Origin of the sequence: Microcoleus sp. N9_B4 (assembly GCF_036701635.1) — a bacterium.
Taxonomy (GTDB): domain Bacteria; phylum Cyanobacteriota; class Cyanobacteriia; order Cyanobacteriales; family Microcoleaceae; genus Microcoleus.
Genome location: NZ_JAUBRC010000068.1, coordinates 1 through 18,840, shown reverse-complemented (window position 1 = coordinate 18,840; position 18,840 = coordinate 1). Strand labels below are relative to the sequence as shown.

The 18,840-nt window shown below is 47.5% G+C and carries 21 protein-coding genes; 7 read left to right on the top strand and 14 right to left on the bottom strand.

Annotation, left to right across the window (positions count from 1 at the left end):
* Positions 1-48 precede the first annotated feature (48 nt).
* Both QUA43_RS28220 and QUA43_RS28215 read left to right on the top strand, forming a co-directional pair.
* Positions 49-483 (top strand): hypothetical protein, encoded by a 435-nt coding sequence (locus tag QUA43_RS28220; protein ID WP_333378761.1) that lies wholly within the window; start codon positions 49-51, stop codon positions 481-483.
* A 1,494-nt stretch (positions 484-1,977) separates the two neighbouring features.
* Complete coding sequence (locus QUA43_RS28215; RefSeq protein WP_333378758.1) at positions 1,978-2,190, top strand: hypothetical protein; 213 nt, start codon at positions 1,978-1,980, stop codon at positions 2,188-2,190.
* A gap of 289 nt (positions 2,191-2,479) precedes the next feature.
* On the opposite strand, the gene QUA43_RS28210 is transcribed toward QUA43_RS28215, so the two are convergent.
* From QUA43_RS28210 to QUA43_RS28195, 4 genes are all read right to left on the bottom strand, one after another.
* On the bottom strand, positions 2,480-3,190 hold the full coding sequence (locus QUA43_RS28210; RefSeq protein WP_333378755.1) for an SDR family oxidoreductase: 711 nt from the start codon (positions 3,188-3,190) through the stop codon (positions 2,480-2,482).
* Between the two features lie 146 nt (positions 3,191-3,336).
* Entirely contained in the window at positions 3,337-4,332 is a 996-nt protein-coding gene (locus QUA43_RS28205) for a tyrosine-type recombinase/integrase (RefSeq protein ID WP_333309757.1), read from the bottom strand.
* A gap of 533 nt (positions 4,333-4,865) precedes the next feature.
* Complete coding sequence (locus QUA43_RS28200) at positions 4,866-5,231, bottom strand: hypothetical protein (protein ID WP_333378753.1); 366 nt, start codon at positions 5,229-5,231, stop codon at positions 4,866-4,868.
* Positions 5,232-5,479: 248 nt separating this feature from the next.
* Positions 5,480-6,028 (bottom strand): hypothetical protein, encoded by a 549-nt coding sequence (locus QUA43_RS28195; protein ID WP_333378751.1) that lies wholly within the window; start codon positions 6,026-6,028, stop codon positions 5,480-5,482.
* Between the two features lie 273 nt (positions 6,029-6,301).
* Here QUA43_RS28195 and QUA43_RS28190 point away from each other — a divergent pair, with 273 nt between their 5' ends.
* Complete coding sequence (locus QUA43_RS28190) at positions 6,302-6,610, top strand: hypothetical protein (RefSeq protein ID WP_333378748.1); 309 nt, start codon at positions 6,302-6,304, stop codon at positions 6,608-6,610.
* Positions 6,611-7,066: 456 nt separating this feature from the next.
* Positions 7,067-7,918, top strand: coding sequence for a 3'-5' exonuclease (locus QUA43_RS28185; protein ID WP_333378746.1), 852 nt, complete (start codon positions 7,067-7,069; stop codon positions 7,916-7,918).
* A gap of 302 nt (positions 7,919-8,220) precedes the next feature.
* On the opposite strand, the gene QUA43_RS28180 is transcribed toward QUA43_RS28185, so the two are convergent.
* The 10 genes from QUA43_RS28180 to QUA43_RS28135 all read right to left on the bottom strand — a co-directional run bounded on the left by QUA43_RS28180 (position 8,221) and on the right by QUA43_RS28135 (position 13,824).
* The gene (locus QUA43_RS28180) at positions 8,221-8,373 is read right to left on the bottom strand and encodes a hypothetical protein (protein ID WP_333378743.1); all 153 of its coding nucleotides are present in this window, start codon (positions 8,371-8,373) and stop codon (positions 8,221-8,223) included.
* A gap of 4 nt (positions 8,374-8,377) precedes the next feature.
* Positions 8,378-8,830 (bottom strand): hypothetical protein, encoded by a 453-nt coding sequence (locus QUA43_RS28175; RefSeq protein ID WP_333378740.1) that lies wholly within the window; start codon positions 8,828-8,830, stop codon positions 8,378-8,380.
* Positions 8,831-8,835: 5 nt separating this feature from the next.
* Complete coding sequence (locus QUA43_RS28170) at positions 8,836-10,932, bottom strand: hypothetical protein (RefSeq protein ID WP_333378737.1); 2,097 nt, start codon at positions 10,930-10,932, stop codon at positions 8,836-8,838.
* Positions 10,932-11,471, bottom strand: coding sequence for a hypothetical protein (locus tag QUA43_RS28165; protein WP_333378734.1), 540 nt, complete (start codon positions 11,469-11,471; stop codon positions 10,932-10,934). Before QUA43_RS28165 ends, QUA43_RS28170 begins: the two co-directional genes overlap by 1 nt.
* A gap of 14 nt (positions 11,472-11,485) precedes the next feature.
* Complete coding sequence (locus QUA43_RS28160; RefSeq protein ID WP_333378731.1) at positions 11,486-12,208, bottom strand: hypothetical protein; 723 nt, start codon at positions 12,206-12,208, stop codon at positions 11,486-11,488.
* A gap of 66 nt (positions 12,209-12,274) precedes the next feature.
* Entirely contained in the window at positions 12,275-12,565 is a 291-nt protein-coding gene (locus QUA43_RS28155; RefSeq protein ID WP_333378728.1) for a hypothetical protein, read from the bottom strand.
* Positions 12,566-12,578: 13 nt separating this feature from the next.
* On the bottom strand, positions 12,579-12,797 hold the full coding sequence (locus tag QUA43_RS28150) for a hypothetical protein (protein WP_333309832.1): 219 nt from the start codon (positions 12,795-12,797) through the stop codon (positions 12,579-12,581).
* Between the two features lie 3 nt (positions 12,798-12,800).
* A complete protein-coding gene (locus tag QUA43_RS28145) occupies positions 12,801-13,007 on the bottom strand; it encodes a hypothetical protein (protein ID WP_333198306.1) in 207 nt (68 codons plus the stop codon).
* Between the two features lie 2 nt (positions 13,008-13,009).
* Entirely contained in the window at positions 13,010-13,186 is a 177-nt protein-coding gene (locus tag QUA43_RS28140) for a hypothetical protein (RefSeq protein ID WP_333378726.1), read from the bottom strand.
* Positions 13,183-13,824 (bottom strand): hypothetical protein, encoded by a 642-nt coding sequence (locus tag QUA43_RS28135; RefSeq protein ID WP_333378723.1) that lies wholly within the window; start codon positions 13,822-13,824, stop codon positions 13,183-13,185. The genes QUA43_RS28140 and QUA43_RS28135 overlap by 4 nt, the downstream gene beginning before the upstream one ends.
* Positions 13,825-13,988: 164 nt before the next feature.
* Between QUA43_RS28135 and QUA43_RS28130 the strand changes: the two genes are divergently transcribed.
* The 3 genes from QUA43_RS28130 (at position 13,989) to QUA43_RS28120 (ending at position 17,755) form a co-directional block, all read left to right on the top strand.
* Complete coding sequence (locus tag QUA43_RS28130; protein ID WP_333213248.1) at positions 13,989-14,222, top strand: ribbon-helix-helix domain-containing protein; 234 nt, start codon at positions 13,989-13,991, stop codon at positions 14,220-14,222.
* Between the two features lie 44 nt (positions 14,223-14,266).
* A complete protein-coding gene (locus tag QUA43_RS28125; RefSeq protein WP_194010830.1) occupies positions 14,267-14,440 on the top strand; it encodes a hypothetical protein in 174 nt (57 codons plus the stop codon).
* Positions 14,441-14,545: 105 nt separating this feature from the next.
* A complete protein-coding gene (locus QUA43_RS28120) occupies positions 14,546-17,755 on the top strand; it encodes a DUF3854 domain-containing protein (protein WP_333378720.1) in 3,210 nt (1,069 codons plus the stop codon).
* Positions 17,756-18,840: the final 1,085 nt, after the last annotated feature.

The following is an 18,840-nucleotide window of genomic DNA, read 5'->3' as shown; positions in this document are numbered from 1 at the left end:
AAATGCTATCATTGATAACTCTAGAAATTTTTTCTTAAATTAATAAAAATGAGTGAAATACAGAAAATACAGCATGAAGTCCCAAAAAATTTCTTGCTCAAAGCTAAAGATTTTATGGAAAAAGAAGACTACCCAAACACAATCCTCTATGCTACGTGTGGCTTAGAAATAATGTTTAGCATAGCTAAAAGGGGTAATCCAAAAGATTTACAAAATTTAGAAAGCTTAGATGAAATAACTATTTGCTCTTACTTAGGTATTAGTATAAAGAGTTATGTTCGATACAGAAAAATGGCAGGATATGCTAAAGCAACAGCAGCAGGCATAAATGCTGTGGATTCTTCAGGTCTGTTTTCTCAAAAAATATTTAAAGCAAATTTTGATAAAAAAGATTCGGAAGTTTCGTTGAATTACTGTACAAAAACTATAATAGAGATTCAAGAAGCTTTGGAAGAACTAAATAAGCCTTTAAGCAGGGAATAATTAAATAATATTCAGGGTACTAACATTTATCATTATGGGAAGATTTTAGAAAGTAGGAGCATAGGTAAACAACCCCAGCTCCGCACAGCATATTTATATTTCCCAGCCTACCGCTCGAAACTGTTAAGGCTAGGTCAGGATACAGAAATTTCTGATTTTTATTTGACTCTCTAGCTTTTAGAAGTGGGGGTCATTTTCAGGCAACGGTGCATCAAACATCTTGGCAACCTAAAGCACCCCCAACAATCTAACTTGCTAGACAGACGCTAGACAGACGCTAGAGAGGGGGACGCTTTAGAAAGTGTTTCGCGATCAGTGAGTGTGTTCGTCGTAAAACCGACATTTCCCAGCCTAAGCCCTGTAACCCTTACTGCTACATCAGGATATCCATATATCCTGAGCCAGAGACTGAAACAACTAAGGTTATTAAAATTTTCAAGCGCGTGACACACGGTTTTAGGTATCCTTGCGAACGGCATGGCGGTTATTTTTCCGATGGCCGATTTTTAACTGTGACTACGAAAAAGACAACGGCGGCCAGTCGTAAAAATCCCGCTAGGGGCTAGGCGGGGATAACTCTTTCTCTCAGCCTAGGACTTGAAACTGATACAACTTCCCCTTTGAGACAGGAACTATAAAGCAGGGTGTGGCGTAGATAATTGTAGACAGAAAAACCCCGACTGCGACCCTATAGGCTATCGGGGCTTTTCCATCCAATTAGTTTCTCCAACAAGTGGGGACTCTTCATCCCATCAAAGGTGATGGCGGTTCACAGAGAGGAAAGTTTCCATTAAATGCGCTTCCGAGGAAGCCGAAAGAATTTACGGGTTCGGAGAAGTTCTTTTATGACTGTTTACTGCCCCGTTTCCATTCAATTAGTTTCCTTAGCGAGCGGGGAGGCTTCTATGCTACACCCCAGACAGTACAAGGTGTCTGGAGCTTGGAGGTACCGAAGCTAGGTTAGGATATTCAAATACCTTGGCTGATGACATGGTTCCTAAATTTAGGCGATTTTTAAACCCATCTGCCCTTGACAAGGTTCTAAACACGAAGCTACTATGAAAAAGTAGTCTAGAAAGTAGTGTAGAATTTAAATTCAAACAGAACTGTAACAAAATGGTTACTTGTCTTACTTTCATACCTAAAAATGAAAAAAATTGAGAGGAGCTAATTGTGTAAATCCAGCAAAAGCCCTTGAAGCTGACTGAAAATAAAAACATTATAGCATACTGCCGGGTAGATTTTTTAAAAATAAATCTCGGCAGCAGATTCTGATGCGAATCATCCTTTAGGATGATAAGCAAATTAAAACTGATGGACTACTATTAATATAGATGAGTAGGTAGGCGCTTGACTTTCGCCTACCTATTTAGTTACACAAAACTACCCTAGACTGCAATCTAGATAGCGGTTGTGTTTCACTCAAGAGTTTTGGTGGTTGAGGACTTAATTCTTACCACCAAAAAAATTCACTTAGTTAATGGACGTAAATTTATGACCAAGCTTCATTATAACCTACAAAAGGTTAGTTCGCACAATCAACTTTCAGGCCCCAGGAAAAATTTTTCGGTCCCCATTTTGGAAGCTGGCGTTTTGCTGCTAATTATTGCTTCTGTGGGGCTGGCCGTGGTAGATCCGACTATTAGGCCACAGTTTCTGGAACTAACTCAGATAATCGTTGTAGCTTTCATCCGAAAACACGGTTAAAAGCTAAAGGGGGGGCAAGGCTAGTTCAATGTTGGAATTGATGGTAGCCTGCCTTCCAAGTAAATCCATCTAGGAAAGCCATTTTTCCCAGGGCTGGGATTAAACTGAGAAAGCGAGGTCAGCATAATATACCGTAAGGCAGAGCCTGGTCTGCGAATAGCGGTTTGTTGACCTAACCCACTGGGACTATTACAGGGTTATCAAATATCCATATTTTCTGGTCTTGAGTTTAAAAGCGCTATGGGGCTAGACGGGAGCCAACTTTATATTTATTGGTCACAAGGTGGTGTTAGTGACCCGCACTCTGTCCACCATCGACGTGAAGAATTTCACCCGTCACAAAGTTGGCTGATTCGAGGTAGAGTATTGCATCAATAACGTCGGATATCTCACCCATATGACCTATTGGGTGCAGGGCATCGAGCTGTGCATGGGTTTCCACAGGGTGCATCGGTGTCTTGATAGTACCCAGCGCGACCCCGTTTACTCGGATACCGCGCTTGGCATACTCGATGGCCAGGGATTTGGTCGCGGCATTCAGTCCGCCCTTGGTCAGCGACGCGAGCACAGACGGTAAGCCAGCGATCGGATTTTCAACCAGGCTCGTCGATATCTGCACAACATGACCGCTCCCCTGCTTCTCCATTTCTGCGATCGCCAATTGTGTCATATGAAAGAAGCCAGTGACGTTGGTACCTAGATATACCTCGTAGTCTGCCTCAGTGTATTGGGTAAATGGCTTGGCGATGAAAATGCCCGCGTTATTAATGAGTGTGTCGATGCGCCCGAAGCGGGAAACGCCTTCGGAAATAGCACGCTCGGCAGTTTTTCGATCAGCGATGTCGCCCGACACTGCGAGAATTGCATCATCGTCCGACGGCTCGATCGAGCGCGAGATTGCGACCACCCTATAATTGCGATCACGGTATGCCTTGACAAGGGCTGCGCCAATACCCTGCGACGCGCCAGTAATAACAGCGACTTTTTGTTCAGTACCCATAGTAAAACTCCTTTGGAAGTAATAATTTCCCCGCCTAGAGCTTAGAAGTGCAGAAGCTACATCAGGATAGAAACATATCCTGATAGACACCCCCGAACCCTTGCCCCTATATCAAATACTTGCTGAATTTTGGCAAGCTCGATCGCTCAAAACATCTCATCAAGCAATTCAGTAACGTCTCGCTGGTCACGCCCCCGGTTATCGTCATACACCATCAAGGTGTTCAAGTTCTTGTGCCTGCTTAACTTCTGCACCTTCCGTACATCCCCGTCTGTTGCGTCTAGTGCGGCCGTGATTGCGCTGTGCCTGATGCGGTGGGGTGACATTTGCTTGGTAATGCCAGCATTCTCGCAGTGACGGACAATGATTCGTCTCAAGCCATCGCCCGTCAATCTATGGCCAGTGTTAGCAAAGTCGAGGGCCGTGAATAGTGGCGCGTCCTGAGAGGAATTGCCGCCCCTAGCTTCTAACCAATCGGCGATCGCCTGCACTGTCGCAGAACCCAAGTCAATCACCTCAGCTTGCGTCCCGCGTCCCTTGCCAAAAATCCGCAAAGTCTTACCGGCCGGGTCAAAGTCGCGAATGTTCAACTGGCTAATCTCATTTCGTCTCAAAGCATTGCCCCACAACAGGCGAAGCAAAGCATAATCACGCTTGCCAGACAAAGTTGCCCGGTCGCACTGCTGCAAAATTCGCTCAAAAGTTGGTCGGTCAACCCCCGTTGTATCCCGGTAGCTCGTGACCTTCTCGCCCTTGATATCCGTGAGAGTGTAGTGACAAGCGCCAAGCTTGCGGCCCATCTCCACCAACGACTTAACAGCCGCCAGCCGTCGGTTAACAGTCGCCTCCTTAAGTCCTTTGTCGATGAGCTTGGCTTTATATTTGAGAACCACCGCCACAGCTTGCCGTTCTTCCAGGTGCAGGAATTCCAAAACATTATCGGGCAAAGCAGCCGTCCCCGTCATAGTCACCAGAAAATCATTCACGTCCCGCTCATAGGCGCGGCGGGTATTTTCGGAGCGCTTGTCGGCGAGTAATTGTTTGAGCACGTCGGGGTCAGTGTCTAGAGGATCGAAATACCTCTCAATTTTGGCATCGAGGGAAGCATTGAGGGCGACGATCGAACTTTCAATTTTATTCATGATTGCGGTCTTGATAATGATACTTTACGCGAACACTAGGACATAAAGGGGCCCCATCCCGATTTTTAGGAGATGGGGCAAGGGGCGCGGGGGCTAGTTGGTGGCGGGTGCGTACTCAGTCACGCGGCGGGCAAAGTCAGCTTCGGCCTGAGCAAGGTTTGAAAAATAGTGGCCGCGGTGGAAGCCTCCATCCTGTTCGTTGTAAAAATGCGTTGCGTACTGTGCGCCCCACTGTGTGAGCGTTACGCGGCCCGGAGCTCTCACCCCGTCCCCGGGGACGGGGTGATAGTTGATAATCGGGTGGGCTTGGAGGAATTCGGGTGATAAGGGGTTCATGGTTTTGAGGTAGTGGTTAACGTGCGCGTTATGTGGATACGCGCCCCCCAGTTGGCTAGGCAATAGCCCGGATATCAACATTTGTGACGATTTTCTTCAACCTAGCAGCGAGGTTCGCTTTTGTCCCACGTGCATCAACCGACTTCGACTTTGCCAGCGACCGCAGCAGAGGCAGCGGCATATTAGTCAATTCTTTCTCAATGTCCATATCTGGCGCGGGTAACTGCTGCTGTGGTGGTTGCGTGGCTTGCTGCTGCGGGTTTTGAAGGTGCGCTGGTGAGTGTTGTGGGTGCGGGTGTTTCTGTTTGGGCGGGTGCTTGGGCGATCGGCGCTTCGACTACTTCTGCTACTTTCTCGGCTTCTGCCTTAGCTTTGGTCAGAGCTTCAAAGCACGAGATAGTAGCTTCCCAGTGGCCTCGTTTTACGTCGCTGGCTGTTTGGGAGACTTGGCAGCAGTAGCGGTTATCCTCAATCAGTCGAGCAAAGGGGCACTGGGCACAGGTAAAGGATGCGGGGGAAGTGGGGCGGTCGATCGTCGTGGTAGTCGTTTGTGCTAATTTCATATCAAGTCCTTTGTTGGGCTAGCCACTGCCTTCGGCGTCCAAACTTGGGGCAGTGGTTTTGTTTTTGGGTAAGCTTGTCTTACCTGTATGTCTTACATACTGGCAGGTTGTTAGACAGTTGTCAATAGTAGTTAGACAAAATGTTAGACAAAATAAGACAAGAGTAAGGCAAGTGTAAGGCAAGTGTAAGGCAAGTGTAAGACCGAGGTAGGTTGTGGTCTTACTCTTGTCTTAGTTGCTAATCTGGGTTAGGCCGTAGCGTCCCAGATATCGGACTCTGTGACGAGTGCCTTTAACCTCGCTGCGATTGTTGCCCGCGTCCCTTTTGTGTCGGTTCCCTTTGCCGATGCCAGCTTGCGGATGTTCTGAATCGACATTTTATTAAGCAGTCCCTCGATGTCCGGCGCTGTTGGTACGATCGGTTCGTCGGTGGCGGGTGTATCTGTGGCAGTCGCTTCCACATCGATCGCTGGCTCAACATCTGGTGCGGCCGATGATTCCGGTGCTGTTGGTTCGACTGGTTCCGCCGGCTCGACTGTTTCTGCTGGGGCCGGGGTGGCGGATTCTAAAAAGGCGATCGCATCAGTCCCGAATTGCGCGTCAACTGCCGCCTTAAACGTACCGATTTGGCTGGCGTCTACATGATTGAGCATGGCAAGCGCTGTCCCGACTTGCCCCAGTGCCGACTCGCAGGCTTGCTCGACTGAAAGCAACTGTTGGCGGTAGTCTTGAAGCTCGCTCAGTTTGGTTTGGAGCGCGGTGATTTGAGACGCTCGTATCGGCGATCGAAGCGTCAACTTGATTGAATTTGGCGGTGAGTACGTTAATCATTGTGGCGTCCTATGTGTTGTGTAGTGGTAGTTGTAGCAATGTGGCGTCTGGGTTTGTCTTACCCTTATGTCTTACATACTAACTTTGTGTTAGACAGTTGTCGAGCGTTTGTAAGACAAATTGTTAGACATAAGCAAAGTGTATGACAAACGACTGTATGACAGATTCTGCTTATATGTCATACAAACGGCGACGGGTGTTATACAATAGTGTCATACATATATGACCGAGGTAAGACAATGGCTTCGACATCACTAACTTTTCGCTGTCCCGATGAAGTGTTGGAGGCGATCGACAATTTAGGGAAAGAGCGTTATCCGGCGGATACTAAACACGGGTGCGATCGCTCCAAAACTTTGATCGACATTATGCGGGCGGGTATTAAAGCGCTGTCTGATGGCTCGATCGTCTTACCCGCACCCGCAGCCACAGAAGCCAGACAACAGCCGTCTGACGTAAGACAAGAGTTGTTAGACAGCTTGGAACAGCGTATGGCAGCACTCAAAGCAGAATTAAAGGCTGAACTGTTGGGGGAGTCCGCAGCCTGACCGATCGCCCCAATGACGAAGCGCTCAGGCAACAGCTCAAACAAACTGAAGACGAACTTGCAGCAGCCAAACAGGAACTCGCAGCAGCACAGCAGGAGCTAGAGGAAGCCCAAGAAAGCATCAAAACTCAAGCTTTTATCATCGCCAATGGCAGAGAAAGAGAATGGAAGCTTGAGGAGCAATTAGAAGAAGTTACGCGCGATCGAGCGCAACTCCAAGCCGACCTCGATCGAACACTGGCAGAACTGGCAAAACTTAAAGAGAATCCGCCACCTGCTGCCGAACAGAACCCAGCACCTGCGATCGACCTATCGGATAAAGCCGGTAAAGTCGCCAGCTTTTTCAAAAGTCTGCTAGCCAAAGATACCAAGTTGATCAAAGATATAAAGCACGATAAAGACGTAAGGCTGCCGAAGGATACTATCTCGAAAATTGAGGAGATTTTAGGGGGTGGCGATGGAGAAATTGGATGAGTACAAATGGTGGGGGAAACCCGGCGAACCTTCTCAAAATCTCAAAACCAAAAAGCAGCTCGCAGAACTGGGTTTATCGCCCCTAAAAGCAGTCGGAATTATCAGGGCGCAAAAGTACGACGTTTTGCTCTATGACCCCGATAACCCAGAGTCTTGCCGCCCAAAAAGAAAGCCGACAGAAAAGCAACTCGAAACGCTTGCCGCTAACCGCGAAAAAGCTCGAATCAAGCGCGAATATAACGACTGGTACAACAGCCGAGAACGGCTGATTGAACAGGATAGAGTCGCGGCTGTACGCTGGGCTCGTGATGAGTTGACCAGGGATGACTGGGTAATTCTGGATACCGAGACAACCGGGATGCACAATGCTGAGATTGTGGAGATTGCCATTATTAACCCGACAGGAGAAGCGCTACTAAATACGCTCGTAAAGCCCACGATTCCTATTCCGGCAGACGTAACGGCAGTTCATGGGATTAGTGACGAGATGGTGGCAGATTCGCCCTCTTTTCCTGATATTTATCCGCAGATTGTAGAGGCGCTGAAAAATAAGCGGGTATTGATTTACAATGCTTTTTTTGACATAACAATTCTAGATTACTGCCGGAGATTGCACAATCTAGAAAGCTTCAATTTAAGCAGGCGCTATGAGTGCGTGATGAACTGGCACGCGCAATGGGCAGGCGACTGGAGCGATTACCATGAAGGCTACCGATGGCATCCTCTTTGTGGCGAGCATCGCGCTCTGGGTGATTGCTTGGCAGTGCTGGAGCGGATGCAAAAAATGGCTGCGGATTCTGATAAATTTCATTGCCCCGTGCCACGGCCTGATTGATGCGACGCCCGATCGCACCCCAAAACAAAAAACCCCGGCACAAGACGGGGCATTCAATGAAGGGTAATTAGTAATTGGTAATTGGCAAAAGGTTGCCCCCAATTAACACAGTGTAGCGGCTGGGGAGCTTGGGCGATCGGTAAAATAAGTCTGTCGTTATGCAGCGGCGGCACATTCCAAAAAAGAAGCCCCCGGAGATTCCCGGAGGCTTCTTTTTTAGTCGAGCTAATGTCTGCTTATTTCAATCAAATCGCACTTAACACAGTCCGGCTCGGTTCATATGTGACAAGGTAGCGCTCGTTTCATTTTCCTGCTTGGCTATTTTGGATTTCCTGCATCTGAAGCTTGATTTCTTCAATTGCCTGCGATACATCCATCAAGCCGATTTTGATTTCTACTTTCAGTTTTTCTGTGGCTCTGTCAATCCTGTGTTCTAGGGCTGCCAATTTCTCCATCCTTCTAAATTCCACTTGCTCCTCCTTTGATGAATGCAATCTGTTCGGGTGCTAATTGTTGAATCTGCTGCGGTGGCTGCCAGCGGTAGCCCCAGTTCTGGCGAAGTCGAAAAAGTGCGATCGGACTGGGCAAGAGTTGGACAGCGCCAACCCAAACACCAACACCGGACTCTTGACTCGCATAGTAAGCATTGAATTGCGCTTCTGATACCCTTGCCAGTTTGCCATGTTGGGATTGCTCCCAGAGCCGATCAATCGACAATAATTCACGCTTCAAAACCCGGACAATTCCTAGCAGTTTAGCAGTCGGCAAGGTGGCGTAAATCACAATACGATCGCCCGGTTTCAGAGATGCTCCAAAGCTGCCTTTTCGGAGTTCGATTGTTTTGGGATTGCGGTTGAGAAAGAAACTAGAAGCCCATCTGGGATGCACTGAGATTAAGTAAGTGCTAGTCATCTCAGTTACTCCTTTTCACTTTGTAAGAATTCTTGAATCTGTGGTAACTGTGCAATCTCGCTATCATCGTAATTCTCAATCAGCCACACGAGCAGCGTTTTCCCGTGCTGTGAATAACTGCGAGTTGCATGACCTTTTTTCTCGCCACATTTCAGGATTGACCTAATAATATCTCTAGGTTTTTGCCCTTGTTTCGCAGCCTCTGACACTGACAGAAATAATTGCTCAGGAGGCAGGTTAGGGTACATTTGCCCGAACCGTCGGACAGTCCACGTAAACCGGGCTGTTTCGCCTGACTCCTTATCCGACAAAGCTTCCAGCTCTCCTGACAAGGCTTCCAGCTCTCCTGACTGACCCTCATTTCCTGAAAACTCGCTGTCATCGTCCTGACTGTCAGACGGCTTTTTATCGCCCAAATTGAACTCCAAATCGTAAATCCGCTCCCAGTATTCAGCGTCAGGTAGTTGTGGTTTTTGGGAGCTTTTGTGCGCCTCAGATGACCTGTCAAAAGCATTATCAATCCATGATTCGCTCAATTCAATTTTGGGCATCAGACCTAATACTGGATTGCCAACTGTGGAAAAGATAATTGGAGTTTGCTCGGTCATTGAGTCAGGGATTAACAAGCTCAATTCCGCTGTTAGTCTATCCCGTGTTTCCTTGCTGGCAATTACATTTGAGTTGTTGAGCATTTGCTCAATTACACCATAAGACCCTTGTTCCTCGCCGTCGCTTGTAGTGCGTACCAAACCTTGCGCCAATAACGCTAAGTTAAGGCGAATATTTGAGTCAGCAACCCCACTAGATGCGATGTTGAAAGTTTGAGTACAAATGAAGTAGCCGACATTATACTGACCCCCAACGGTGGCTATACTTCCCAGCTTAGAAGCCTTGTCTTCCCAGATAGCAGCATTTCTCTTTTGAGACAGGCATTGGTGAGTCGCAAACCAATCTTCGAGGATTAATTTAATTGGGCGATTGCGGTATGTTTCTTCGGTCGCTGGCTTCGACTTTCGACTCTGCAATTTCTCGTATACTTCATCCAGAAACTTCATTGATTGCTCTGGGAGTAGCGGGTCGAATATCATAATTCGGCTGCGAGGAACGCCGGGAAAATCTTCGTATTTTTGGGCGATGACGTAGATTTCAGCCGGAGGAAAGCGCGTCTTTGTGTCCCGCAGCCACTTGTGTAGAGTGCGGGTTTTCCCGGTGCGAGTCGGGCCTGCCAGAAAGATTGAGGTATTGATTCCCGCTAACGAATTCAAAACTTTGGCTGCTATTTGCCGAGCTATCTCAAGGTTAGAGTTTGGCTCAATCACTCGTGCCGAACCAGATTCTACTTTGTCGCTAGGGTTGTTAATGCCATCAAATGTTTGTGTTCCCGTCAGTTGGAACTGAAAAGGAGTTTTTTGGTTCCTCAGAAACTCAACATATTCTCGTTTTTTATCTTCTGGCAAACCCGCAGTTTCCGCCTCAAAAATAGCTTCCTCAGCATCGAGTTGAGCAATTCTGATATCGGCTTCACCCAAAACTTCGCATTGCTTTAAAACCACAGCGCAGTCATTGGCGGTAGCTTCCACGTCGCCTTCCATTTGGACTTCTTTAATCCTCATTGCCCGGTAATCTTCCAGCAGTTCGCTACGAGCATTCAGTTGACCTTTTGCCAAGTCGCGTTTCTCTGCAATAGCCTCGTAATTTGCAAGCTGGCGCTCGGACTTTTGCAAGCTTCTCAAGCCAACACCCGCAGCCCAAAAACTGCAACCAGCAAGCGCCATCCATAGTGCTTTATGTGGGTTGGTTGCGGGTATTTTCTTGTGAACAACTACTAGAGGATTTGTTTTCCACTTCTCCACATAATACTCGGTCATTATGTAGGGTTTGCCTGCCTTGTCCACGCATTGCAAGGCAGTTTTATTGCGGATGCAAAGTTGCACCCTGTTGCTGGCTGTTCCTGTTAGCGCGGTTATTCCGCTATACACTCCCAGTATCAGTGCCAAGCCGACTGCCGACAACTTAGCGCCAACCGGGAGCTTATCAAAAGTTAGCAGCAGTGCGCGGTTTGACTTAAGTAATTGAGCGTGTTTTTCGGTTAATGGTGTCATTACTTGCTCCCTCCTTTGGCTTTGAACATTAGGCAGAAAACGATAATGACAAGCCCAATTGAAGGCAAGTAATCAAAGTTACTTGAAACAGGTTTTTTAACCGTCTGAATTTCTTTGATGCCTATCTCCAAGCGTGGTTCTGCGTCCCCTACTTGCTGCCCTTCAGATAACGGTTCGGCAAGGCTGGCAATCATGCCAAGCGTCACGCCACCGCCAACAATTGCAGTAGCCAAGCGGTGCTTAGATTGCCCGGTAATCTTGGCTAATAGATAAACCTGATAAACCCCTATTGGCACTATCGAACCGCCTGCGACTTGCATCAGATGGAATGCAAAAACCACTGCTGAACCGATAGCTACGGGTGCGACGACTTCACACAGATTGGCAGCGTCCCGATACAGGCGCTCGGCGTTAGTTTCCTCCGGCTGCGGTTGGTCAATTGTTGGTGCTGCTGTAACTTGATATTGCTGTTGTTGTTGGTGCTGGTGCTGTCCCCCTCCCGAAAAGGAAAGGGGACTGGCCCCGATAAATTCGTGCATAAGTCCCCTCTTGCTTAACGGTTGTTGAAATTCATTACGTTCGCAAACCAGCCCCCAAACCCTCTAGCTGTACCAGTTGCCGACACGCTGGCGCTGTTGTTGCTGGCAGATCCAATAGTCACTGGCACTTTTTCCTGAATCCCTTTGTCCGAGCCGACTGTTGCGCGACTGAGCAGCTTCTGTCGGCGTTCTCGGAGCGATTCTTGGATGGTTTGACGCTTGGACGCCACCTCACCCCTGTTTGCGATAGCTTCCATCTTGTTCTCGTGTCGCCACAGCTCGGCCTGTAAATCCCCTGTAAGTTCAGAAGCAATCTCGGCTAGTCCGTGCTGACGCTTGGTTTCAATCTTCAGCATCGCTGCACGGTCTTTGGCATCTAGTTGCTCCATCTCAGACCCAAATTCCGCATTGAGCTTGCGGATTTTAGCGATGGCATTCCCGACTTTGGAGCCGAATTTCTTCCGAATTTCCGTCCAAGTAACCTGTCCATCAGCGATTTTTCCCAGCGCTTCCAGATAGGTTTCAGCGTTATCAAGGAAGGGTTCTAAAACTAAGGCAAGCTGTTCGGCGTTGGCTGCTTTATCTGCCATCGCTTCAAGCTTGTTGACATCCGACAAGTACGAAAGAATGTCAGCCTCTGTGTCTGCCCAGTCTCCCGCTTTTTCATCAATGTAGGGGCTGTGTCCCGCTGCTGGGTTCCTTATTGCTACGCTGCTGTTGTCGCGTCCAAAATCCATAGTAAAATCTCCTTAGATGAGTCCCCCCCTTTTTGTTAAGGGAGGGAGGATTGTGTGGCCGGCCGATTACTTCTCTAGGGCGATCGGCTGGCTTTGATTTGTCATTTGGTTGAGCTTGTCAGATACTCGATCGCCCGCCGGATGACCAATAACGGGCAGAAATTCACCGCGTCGCCAGCTTTCCGAAAGTTCGATCGCCGTTGCCAAATCCAGTCCAACAGCCATAAATTGGCACTCCGGGAATCCGAGGTTATCGCAGTTGATGCACGGACGCTCTGGCTCATCGGTAACAGGCGGCTGCAACATTGCCCAGATTTCTGGATTGGATTCAGGCGTAATTTCAAAAACTTTGGTCATTGCTCAATCCCTCCTATTTAGAAACGCTTCCAGCATCATCTGAATTCAGATTAATGCTGTTGTTAATCGTGACGTTTCCGTGAATAATTGTCGGCTCTGGAACTCGCTTGGCTCCAGATTGATAGCCCGTATCGTACCCAATTGCAAAGACAAGAGTGCCAGCTACAAGCGCACCGCCAACCATTATCTTGGTCAGGTTTTTATCGAAGTCTTTGTCATCATCGTTAAGCATCGTTTAAACCTCCTCAGATTTCACGTCAATTGCCTCGCCATCCTTAGACAAATCCTTGCGTTCCGGCGTTGGTGAAGACTTATGGTTGATGACCGTGCCAGCAATGAAATCACCCTTAATTGTTTCGACGTAATTACCGCCATTGGTATTGATAACCCGTTTTCCAGGTTTGCCGTCTTCAAAAACTACACCGTTAATAATTCGTACCATTTTTAATCCCTCAAACTGTTGATTTGACCGAGTATTTCAATGCCTTTCGCGTCTGTTATCCCTTCCTCTCGAAGGCTTTGGGCTGCCACTAGAACAGCGTCCTGAGACTTTTTGGCACTGACATTAAACACTCGCGGGGTGTTGCTTTCGCGCTGCACTTTCACTTTGTAAAAGCTCATGATTCAGCCCCCAGCTTCATTGCCCGCAGTTGTGCCAGAACTTCAGCTTGAGCTTTTTGCTCAGCCTGAAATACTGCCAGAGCACGCGTGACCCCACGGTTTTGAGCTGCGTTGATTTCGGCATTATCCAAGTCAGCATCGCGCTGTTGGGCTGCCTGATTTTCGGAAGCAATTTGAGCTAGAAGCTGCTGCACATTTTGGTTTAGAGAGGCGGAATTAGAAGTAGAAACTTGCTTCAATTCTGCAATCCGTCTATCAAGAACTGGGGTATATTCCGAAATTGTTAACGTGGAAACTTGGGAAGCAGGGGATGCGGTCGGTGCGTTTTCTACCAGTTTCCGCAATTCGCTAAGTTTTCCAGCATTTAACAATTTGCAAGCTTTGCGGGCAAGCTCAGAATACTGGGTAGCTCTGGCAGCGCCACGGCGTAGGGTTGTGATATCCAGCCCGTAGATGCTTTGCAACTTGGAAATCGATTGTTGCAGTCCGGCTTTAGACAACCGCAGCAGCCCCTGGATCTGCAAAGCTGAGTACCATTGCTCAGTCTCCTCTAGCTCCTCTGGTTCGACAAAATTATCGATTGCTTCGGACTCTACATCAATCACGGCAAGGCTTTGGGCTTGTTCGTCGGGTTTCATAATTTATCAGGAAAAATCGGTACTTTATCGATAAAATCGATTTCTATCGATATACGTGTTAATTTAGCAACTAACAATGAACTTGTCAATAGATAATGCACCTGAATGACAAAAGGAGCTTGAAAAGGGAGAATAATGAACATCACCCTTTTCAATCGCTTTCAGTGCCAACACCAAAACCGAGAACGACTATATATTTAGACCCAGAGCTTTATCAGGCTTTGGAACGTCGGGCTAAGGAGGAAAGGAGGAGTATATCTAATTTGTGCAATATCTTGATTGAGGATGCGATGCAAATATGGCTAGAAACCAACCCCCCTCCTGAACCCAAAGACTCACCCGCAGCCAAACCAACCACAGCAAGCAAAACCAAAAGGAGTAAAACTAGCAAAACTTAAAAATGTGGTGACACTATTACTAGAACCCAGAGGAAAATCAACCGATGCGAACCAAACAATGTATCAACGTATCTATCGACCCGGTTCTTATCCAAGCCCTAGATGAGAATCGCGGCCCCACGCAGAAACTCACGCGCTCCAGCCTGGTTGAGCGCGCCGTGCGGTTGTTTCTGGCAATTGAATTTGATGATGAAGCGTCGCAGCAAAAAAGCGCCTAATCAAAGGGATTACGCGCTTTTTGCAATTTCTATATTCACCCTAACTCCCCCAAATCTTCCTACGGATTAAAGAGCTAGGACATCGCTTTCACACTCTAACAAAGAGTGAAAGCTACACTCATTGTGCCATACTCTAACGAAAATACAAGTCAATCTGTAGACAATTTAATTGAATCTGCATCCCCCCACCAAGAGGATGCGCCAAACACACAACCTGCCTCAATTCTAGCAGAATGCCCCCCACTGGTGCAAGGAAATCAGGAGTTAGGGGGAGTTCTATGCAGCATCGGCGAAAAATTCCTCACCCCCGAACATGAAGCCCACATCGCAGGCAGAGGCTTACTCAATCCTTGGGCCCGCGAATGCAGCTTCAGTGCCAGCATCGCCCAAGCTTCGCTCTATGGGATTTCGACAAAATCGGCGGGCATCCTGTTCATAGGGCAAAATGGGCAAGTACAATTCCGGCCTGATGTCCGAGAACCGAAGCGAGGCAAAAAGGAGCCGCCAAAATATCTAACGTCAGTCGGAGAATTCGATGCTTTTGTCCCCCCATCCCCCGACAACCCGCTCTACTGGGAGATTGAAGCCCTAAAGCGAGAAGCTTTTTATATCAATGATGTGCCTTATATTCTCCTTACTGAGGGAGTATTTAAAGCCCTTGCCGGGTGCTCAAATGGCATCCCCACAATTTCCTTGCTGGGAGTAGAGCAAGGCCTGACAGGCAAAGCCCGCGACCCCGAAAATCAGCGATTTCTAGTACCCGCGCTGAGAAAGCTCGCAGAGGCTGGCTTTGGCTTTATCATTGGCTTTGATGCCGATGCGGCCACAAATCCAAATGTGCGGGCGGCCGAGAAGAAATTGGCTAAGCAATTGGCTAAATTCAATGTGCCAGTGAGAAGTATCACGGGAGCCTGGGCCGCTGCCTCAGTGATTGAGTCCGGCGAGGTGAAAAATACTAAAGGCATGGATGATTTTATTCAGCACAAAGGGATTGAGGAATTCCGAGCAATCCTCACCAAAGCAAAGCTATTTGGTGAGAAAGAGAGTGATACCGAAGGGGAAAAGAAAGAAAAAGCAGTAACATCAGAAATCATCGGAGACGAACTCGCTGAGGACTTGCGCGACCAACTTCTGTATTCAAGTTCTCATAAATCTTGGATGAAATATAGTCTCGAATTCCCAGGAGTTTGGACACAAGTGGCAGAGGATTATGTTCGGCACATAGTTCATAATTTGTGTCGAGCGCGGGGAGTAATGCCGAATAACAACTTCATCAAAAATGTTTTGGGCTGGCTCCAGCGCACATTGTTTGAATTTAAATGGTTAGAGCGACCATCAAACGAGCTTCTACCTTTTGAGGATGGCATACTAAACCTTCTAACTAATGAATGGCACGAACACGCCCCAGGATTCAGATTGACTTGGGTGTTACCACGCAAGTATCAAGGTAGCGCCGTTCATGCTGGATGGAAAAGAATTGAAATCTGGCTAGACCAAGCAACTAGGGGCAACAAGCGTATGAAAGATGAGTTGCTTGCCTTCTGTGCCGCTACCTTACGAGGAATGTCTGGGCTCCAAAAATTCTTAATAGGAACTGGATACGGAGGTACGGGGAAAGGGACTTATACTCAATTGGTAACACTGCTTGTAGGCGAACAGAATGTTTGGGTTGGCAAACTTGAAGACCTCACCAAACAAGACAAAATAGCTGAATTACAAACCAAACGGTTAGCTATTTTTGACGACCAAGAAAAATATACAGGCAATCTGTCAAATTTTAGGTCAATGACTGGCGGTGCGTTGATTAACGGTCGCAATCTTTACGAGCGTTCGGTTACTTTTCGATTCCCTGGGTTGGCGCTGATAACCGCTAACCAACCCTGCTTTCCGGCAAGTGCGCTTTCTTGGCTAAAGCGGCGGATTATTCAACACGAATTTGCATATACTCCCACTAAGCGCAATCGTAACTTAGTACGCGAATTCGAGCCAGAAATAAGCGCATTTACCAAGTATTTGCTCTCAATCCCAGTATCAGAAATCGAGCGGATTCTAGACCCTGAAGACCAATCTATAAACGGCACATTCTGGGAGGATAGGGTACGCGCCGACCCGATGGCAGCATGGCTCAACGAGTTAGTGATACATGATGCTGATGCCAAAACTGCCGTCGGCTCCGACAAAAATGAATGGAAAGATGCAACTTACGTACCAGCTCAATCTACTTTATTTGGCTCCTACAACCATTACTGTACTGGCGGCGGGTACAGCGCCAAAGGTAAAAATAATTTCTCAGCAGATTTAGTCGAACTCTGCCGCGAAGTGCTCGGCTGGAAAGATGTAAGCAAAGAGCGAGCGGCGGTTGGGGTAGTAATCAAAGGGTTGAGGTTGCGGACGGATACCGACAAAGGCTTCGCGACCGTAGAGGAGTTGCTTGAACAGAAAAATGTAGACCTAGGTCTACACTGTGTAGACTTGAATGTAGACCTACAACCCTTACTGCATAAGGATTATGTAGACCATGTAGACCTAACTTCAAGAATTGCACAAAAAAATGAAAATATTTCTGCTGACTCAAATCTCATTCTTGACGCTGGCACGGATTCAACACCGCTTGACCAAGTAACGATTACTGCTGATGCTATAGAAACTTTACCCCCCCCCAAGGTCTACACGGTCTACACGAGCCATACAGAGCAAGATATTCAGCCGTCACAAGGTCTACATTCAGGTCTACATTCAGGTCTACATTCAGGTCAGCACAATCCAGAGCCAGAAACAGCACCAACACCGCCAACAGCACAGCCAGCACAGCCGATCGCGCCCTCAGATTTAAAACCTAAATCAGAGCAAGCGATATCCGATGCTGATGCCGAGACTATTAGAAAGTTGTCAGCACAACAGCCGACATCAACGTTGTCAACGGGGTCGTCACAGTCAAAATTATTGTTGCTGCAAGATTATGCCCGACGTATTGGGGAGGCGCTTGGATACCAGTCTCCGGCTACTGCTAAGGCGATCGCTGAGTATATCCAAGAATCGATCGTCAATCAGGACATTACCGAATCTGAGTTAGCCGAGGTCGCTGGGATTGAGAACTGGCAAGCGTTTACTGCGCTTCGGAATTTGACCGAAAACGAAAAAAACTTGGTTGAAATAGTCCAGCAGGCGATCACAAGCAATGACGCGGAGACGGCGAAATCCGTCTTGAGTTCGCTGAAAGAGGTCTGCAACTCCGGTGCCGCCGATCGTCAGAAAGTTTGGAACTCTGGGTTAACCGAATCTGAACGGGAGGCGTTTAGTGCGCTGATTCAGTAGGTGCGGTTGCGGGCGATCGATCGGCTACCAGTCACCGGCCGCGGCCACGGCAGAATTTACGCGGTTCAAGCGGATTGCCGAATGAACCAGGCGTGAGGCTTCTCTAGAAGCCGCCACCAAAAAAATTAGCTAATTTTTGTGTGCCCTCAAGTCAGGCAAGTGCCGTATAAAATCAGGCATTTGCAGTACAAAATCAGTGAGATACAGGTTTTTGCAGAGGCTGCACTCTACCTGTATTTACCTGAAAATATCCTGCTTGCCACCTGCAATTTCCTGCCAAATTACTGCTTTTTTGTGCTGTTCGTGCCTTTGCTTGTTGAGGCTGCTTTTGGCTGTTTAGTTTTGCTAGCAAGCAATGTTTTTGTGATCACAAACCATGATTAATGCGTGCAGACAAAAAATATCCACCCCCATCAATATTGAGCATATTGCTTACCCGCAGTTCAAACCTTATTGATATGGAATCAGTTTCGACTCGCGAGTGGCTACTGAAGCCCAAATACATCAATAAGAGCGGTAAGGTATGGGACAGGGACGGCGAACTAATTTTTTGTGGGAATGTATTAGCGATCGCTCTTTACGCCTAGAGATTGCTGCCTGTATTAATAAGGTGATGAATTATAACCGCCATTAATAGGTGGAAGTCGAGCGACTACTGTAAACCGAGCGACTACTGTAAACCGAGTCAGGCGGTAAATTTTTATCCGACTTTCAAACTCGCTCGGACAATAACTGTTTAGCCGATTGCAAAGCGCGAGTCCGACAACAGCAATTTACGCGACTGTCAAGGCTGACATAACGGCTGCTGTGGTGCCAATTTTCTCATACTCCTTATTTGATTTTTTATTCAATTTAGATAACGGCTGCTGCGCTTCCACTTTTCTCGCACTTGCTCAACTTGATTCTTAATTCAACTTAAATACTGTAACTTGACTATTAAATCAATTCGGATTTTGTTAAAAACGCTAAAAAATTAGCTAATTGTTGCGTCAGCTAAAGTCAGGCAAGTGCAGTATAAAGTCAGGCGTTTGCAGTATAAAGTCAGGCAAGTGCAGGTATTTGCAGGGGGTGCACTTTACCTGCAA

Coding starts and splice junctions, on each gene's coding strand:
- QUA43_RS28145 (WP_333198306.1), bottom strand. CDS start 13,007: ATGGTACGAATTATTAACGGTGTAGTTTTTGAAGACGGCAAACCTGGA.
- QUA43_RS28160 (WP_333378731.1), bottom strand. CDS start 12,208: ATGGATTTTGGACGCGACAACAGCAGCGTAGCAATAAGGAACCCAGCA.
- QUA43_RS28140 (WP_333378726.1), bottom strand. CDS start 13,186: ATGAGCTTTTACAAAGTGAAAGTGCAGCGCGAAAGCAACACCCCGCGA.
- QUA43_RS28205 (WP_333309757.1), bottom strand. CDS start 4,332: ATGAATAAAATTGAAAGTTCGATCGTCGCCCTCAATGCTTCCCTCGAT.
- QUA43_RS28220 (WP_333378761.1), top strand. CDS start 49: ATGAGTGAAATACAGAAAATACAGCATGAAGTCCCAAAAAATTTCTTG.
- QUA43_RS28165 (WP_333378734.1), bottom strand. CDS start 11,471: ATGCACGAATTTATCGGGGCCAGTCCCCTTTCCTTTTCGGGAGGGGGA.
- QUA43_RS28190 (WP_333378748.1), top strand. CDS start 6,302: ATGGCTTCGACATCACTAACTTTTCGCTGTCCCGATGAAGTGTTGGAG.
- QUA43_RS28175 (WP_333378740.1), bottom strand. CDS start 8,830: ATGACTAGCACTTACTTAATCTCAGTGCATCCCAGATGGGCTTCTAGT.
- QUA43_RS28155 (WP_333378728.1), bottom strand. CDS start 12,565: ATGACCAAAGTTTTTGAAATTACGCCTGAATCCAATCCAGAAATCTGG.
- QUA43_RS28135 (WP_333378723.1), bottom strand. CDS start 13,824: ATGAAACCCGACGAACAAGCCCAAAGCCTTGCCGTGATTGATGTAGAG.
- QUA43_RS28210 (WP_333378755.1), bottom strand. CDS start 3,190: ATGGGTACTGAACAAAAAGTCGCTGTTATTACTGGCGCGTCGCAGGGT.
- QUA43_RS28200 (WP_333378753.1), bottom strand. CDS start 5,231: ATGAAATTAGCACAAACGACTACCACGACGATCGACCGCCCCACTTCC.
- QUA43_RS28185 (WP_333378746.1), top strand. CDS start 7,067: ATGGAGAAATTGGATGAGTACAAATGGTGGGGGAAACCCGGCGAACCT.
- QUA43_RS28215 (WP_333378758.1), top strand. CDS start 1,978: ATGACCAAGCTTCATTATAACCTACAAAAGGTTAGTTCGCACAATCAA.
- QUA43_RS28125 (WP_194010830.1), top strand. CDS start 14,267: ATGCGAACCAAACAATGTATCAACGTATCTATCGACCCGGTTCTTATC.
- QUA43_RS28180 (WP_333378743.1), bottom strand. CDS start 8,373: ATGGAGAAATTGGCAGCCCTAGAACACAGGATTGACAGAGCCACAGAA.
- QUA43_RS28150 (WP_333309832.1), bottom strand. CDS start 12,797: ATGCTTAACGATGATGACAAAGACTTCGATAAAAACCTGACCAAGATA.
- QUA43_RS28170 (WP_333378737.1), bottom strand. CDS start 10,932: ATGACACCATTAACCGAAAAACACGCTCAATTACTTAAGTCAAACCGC.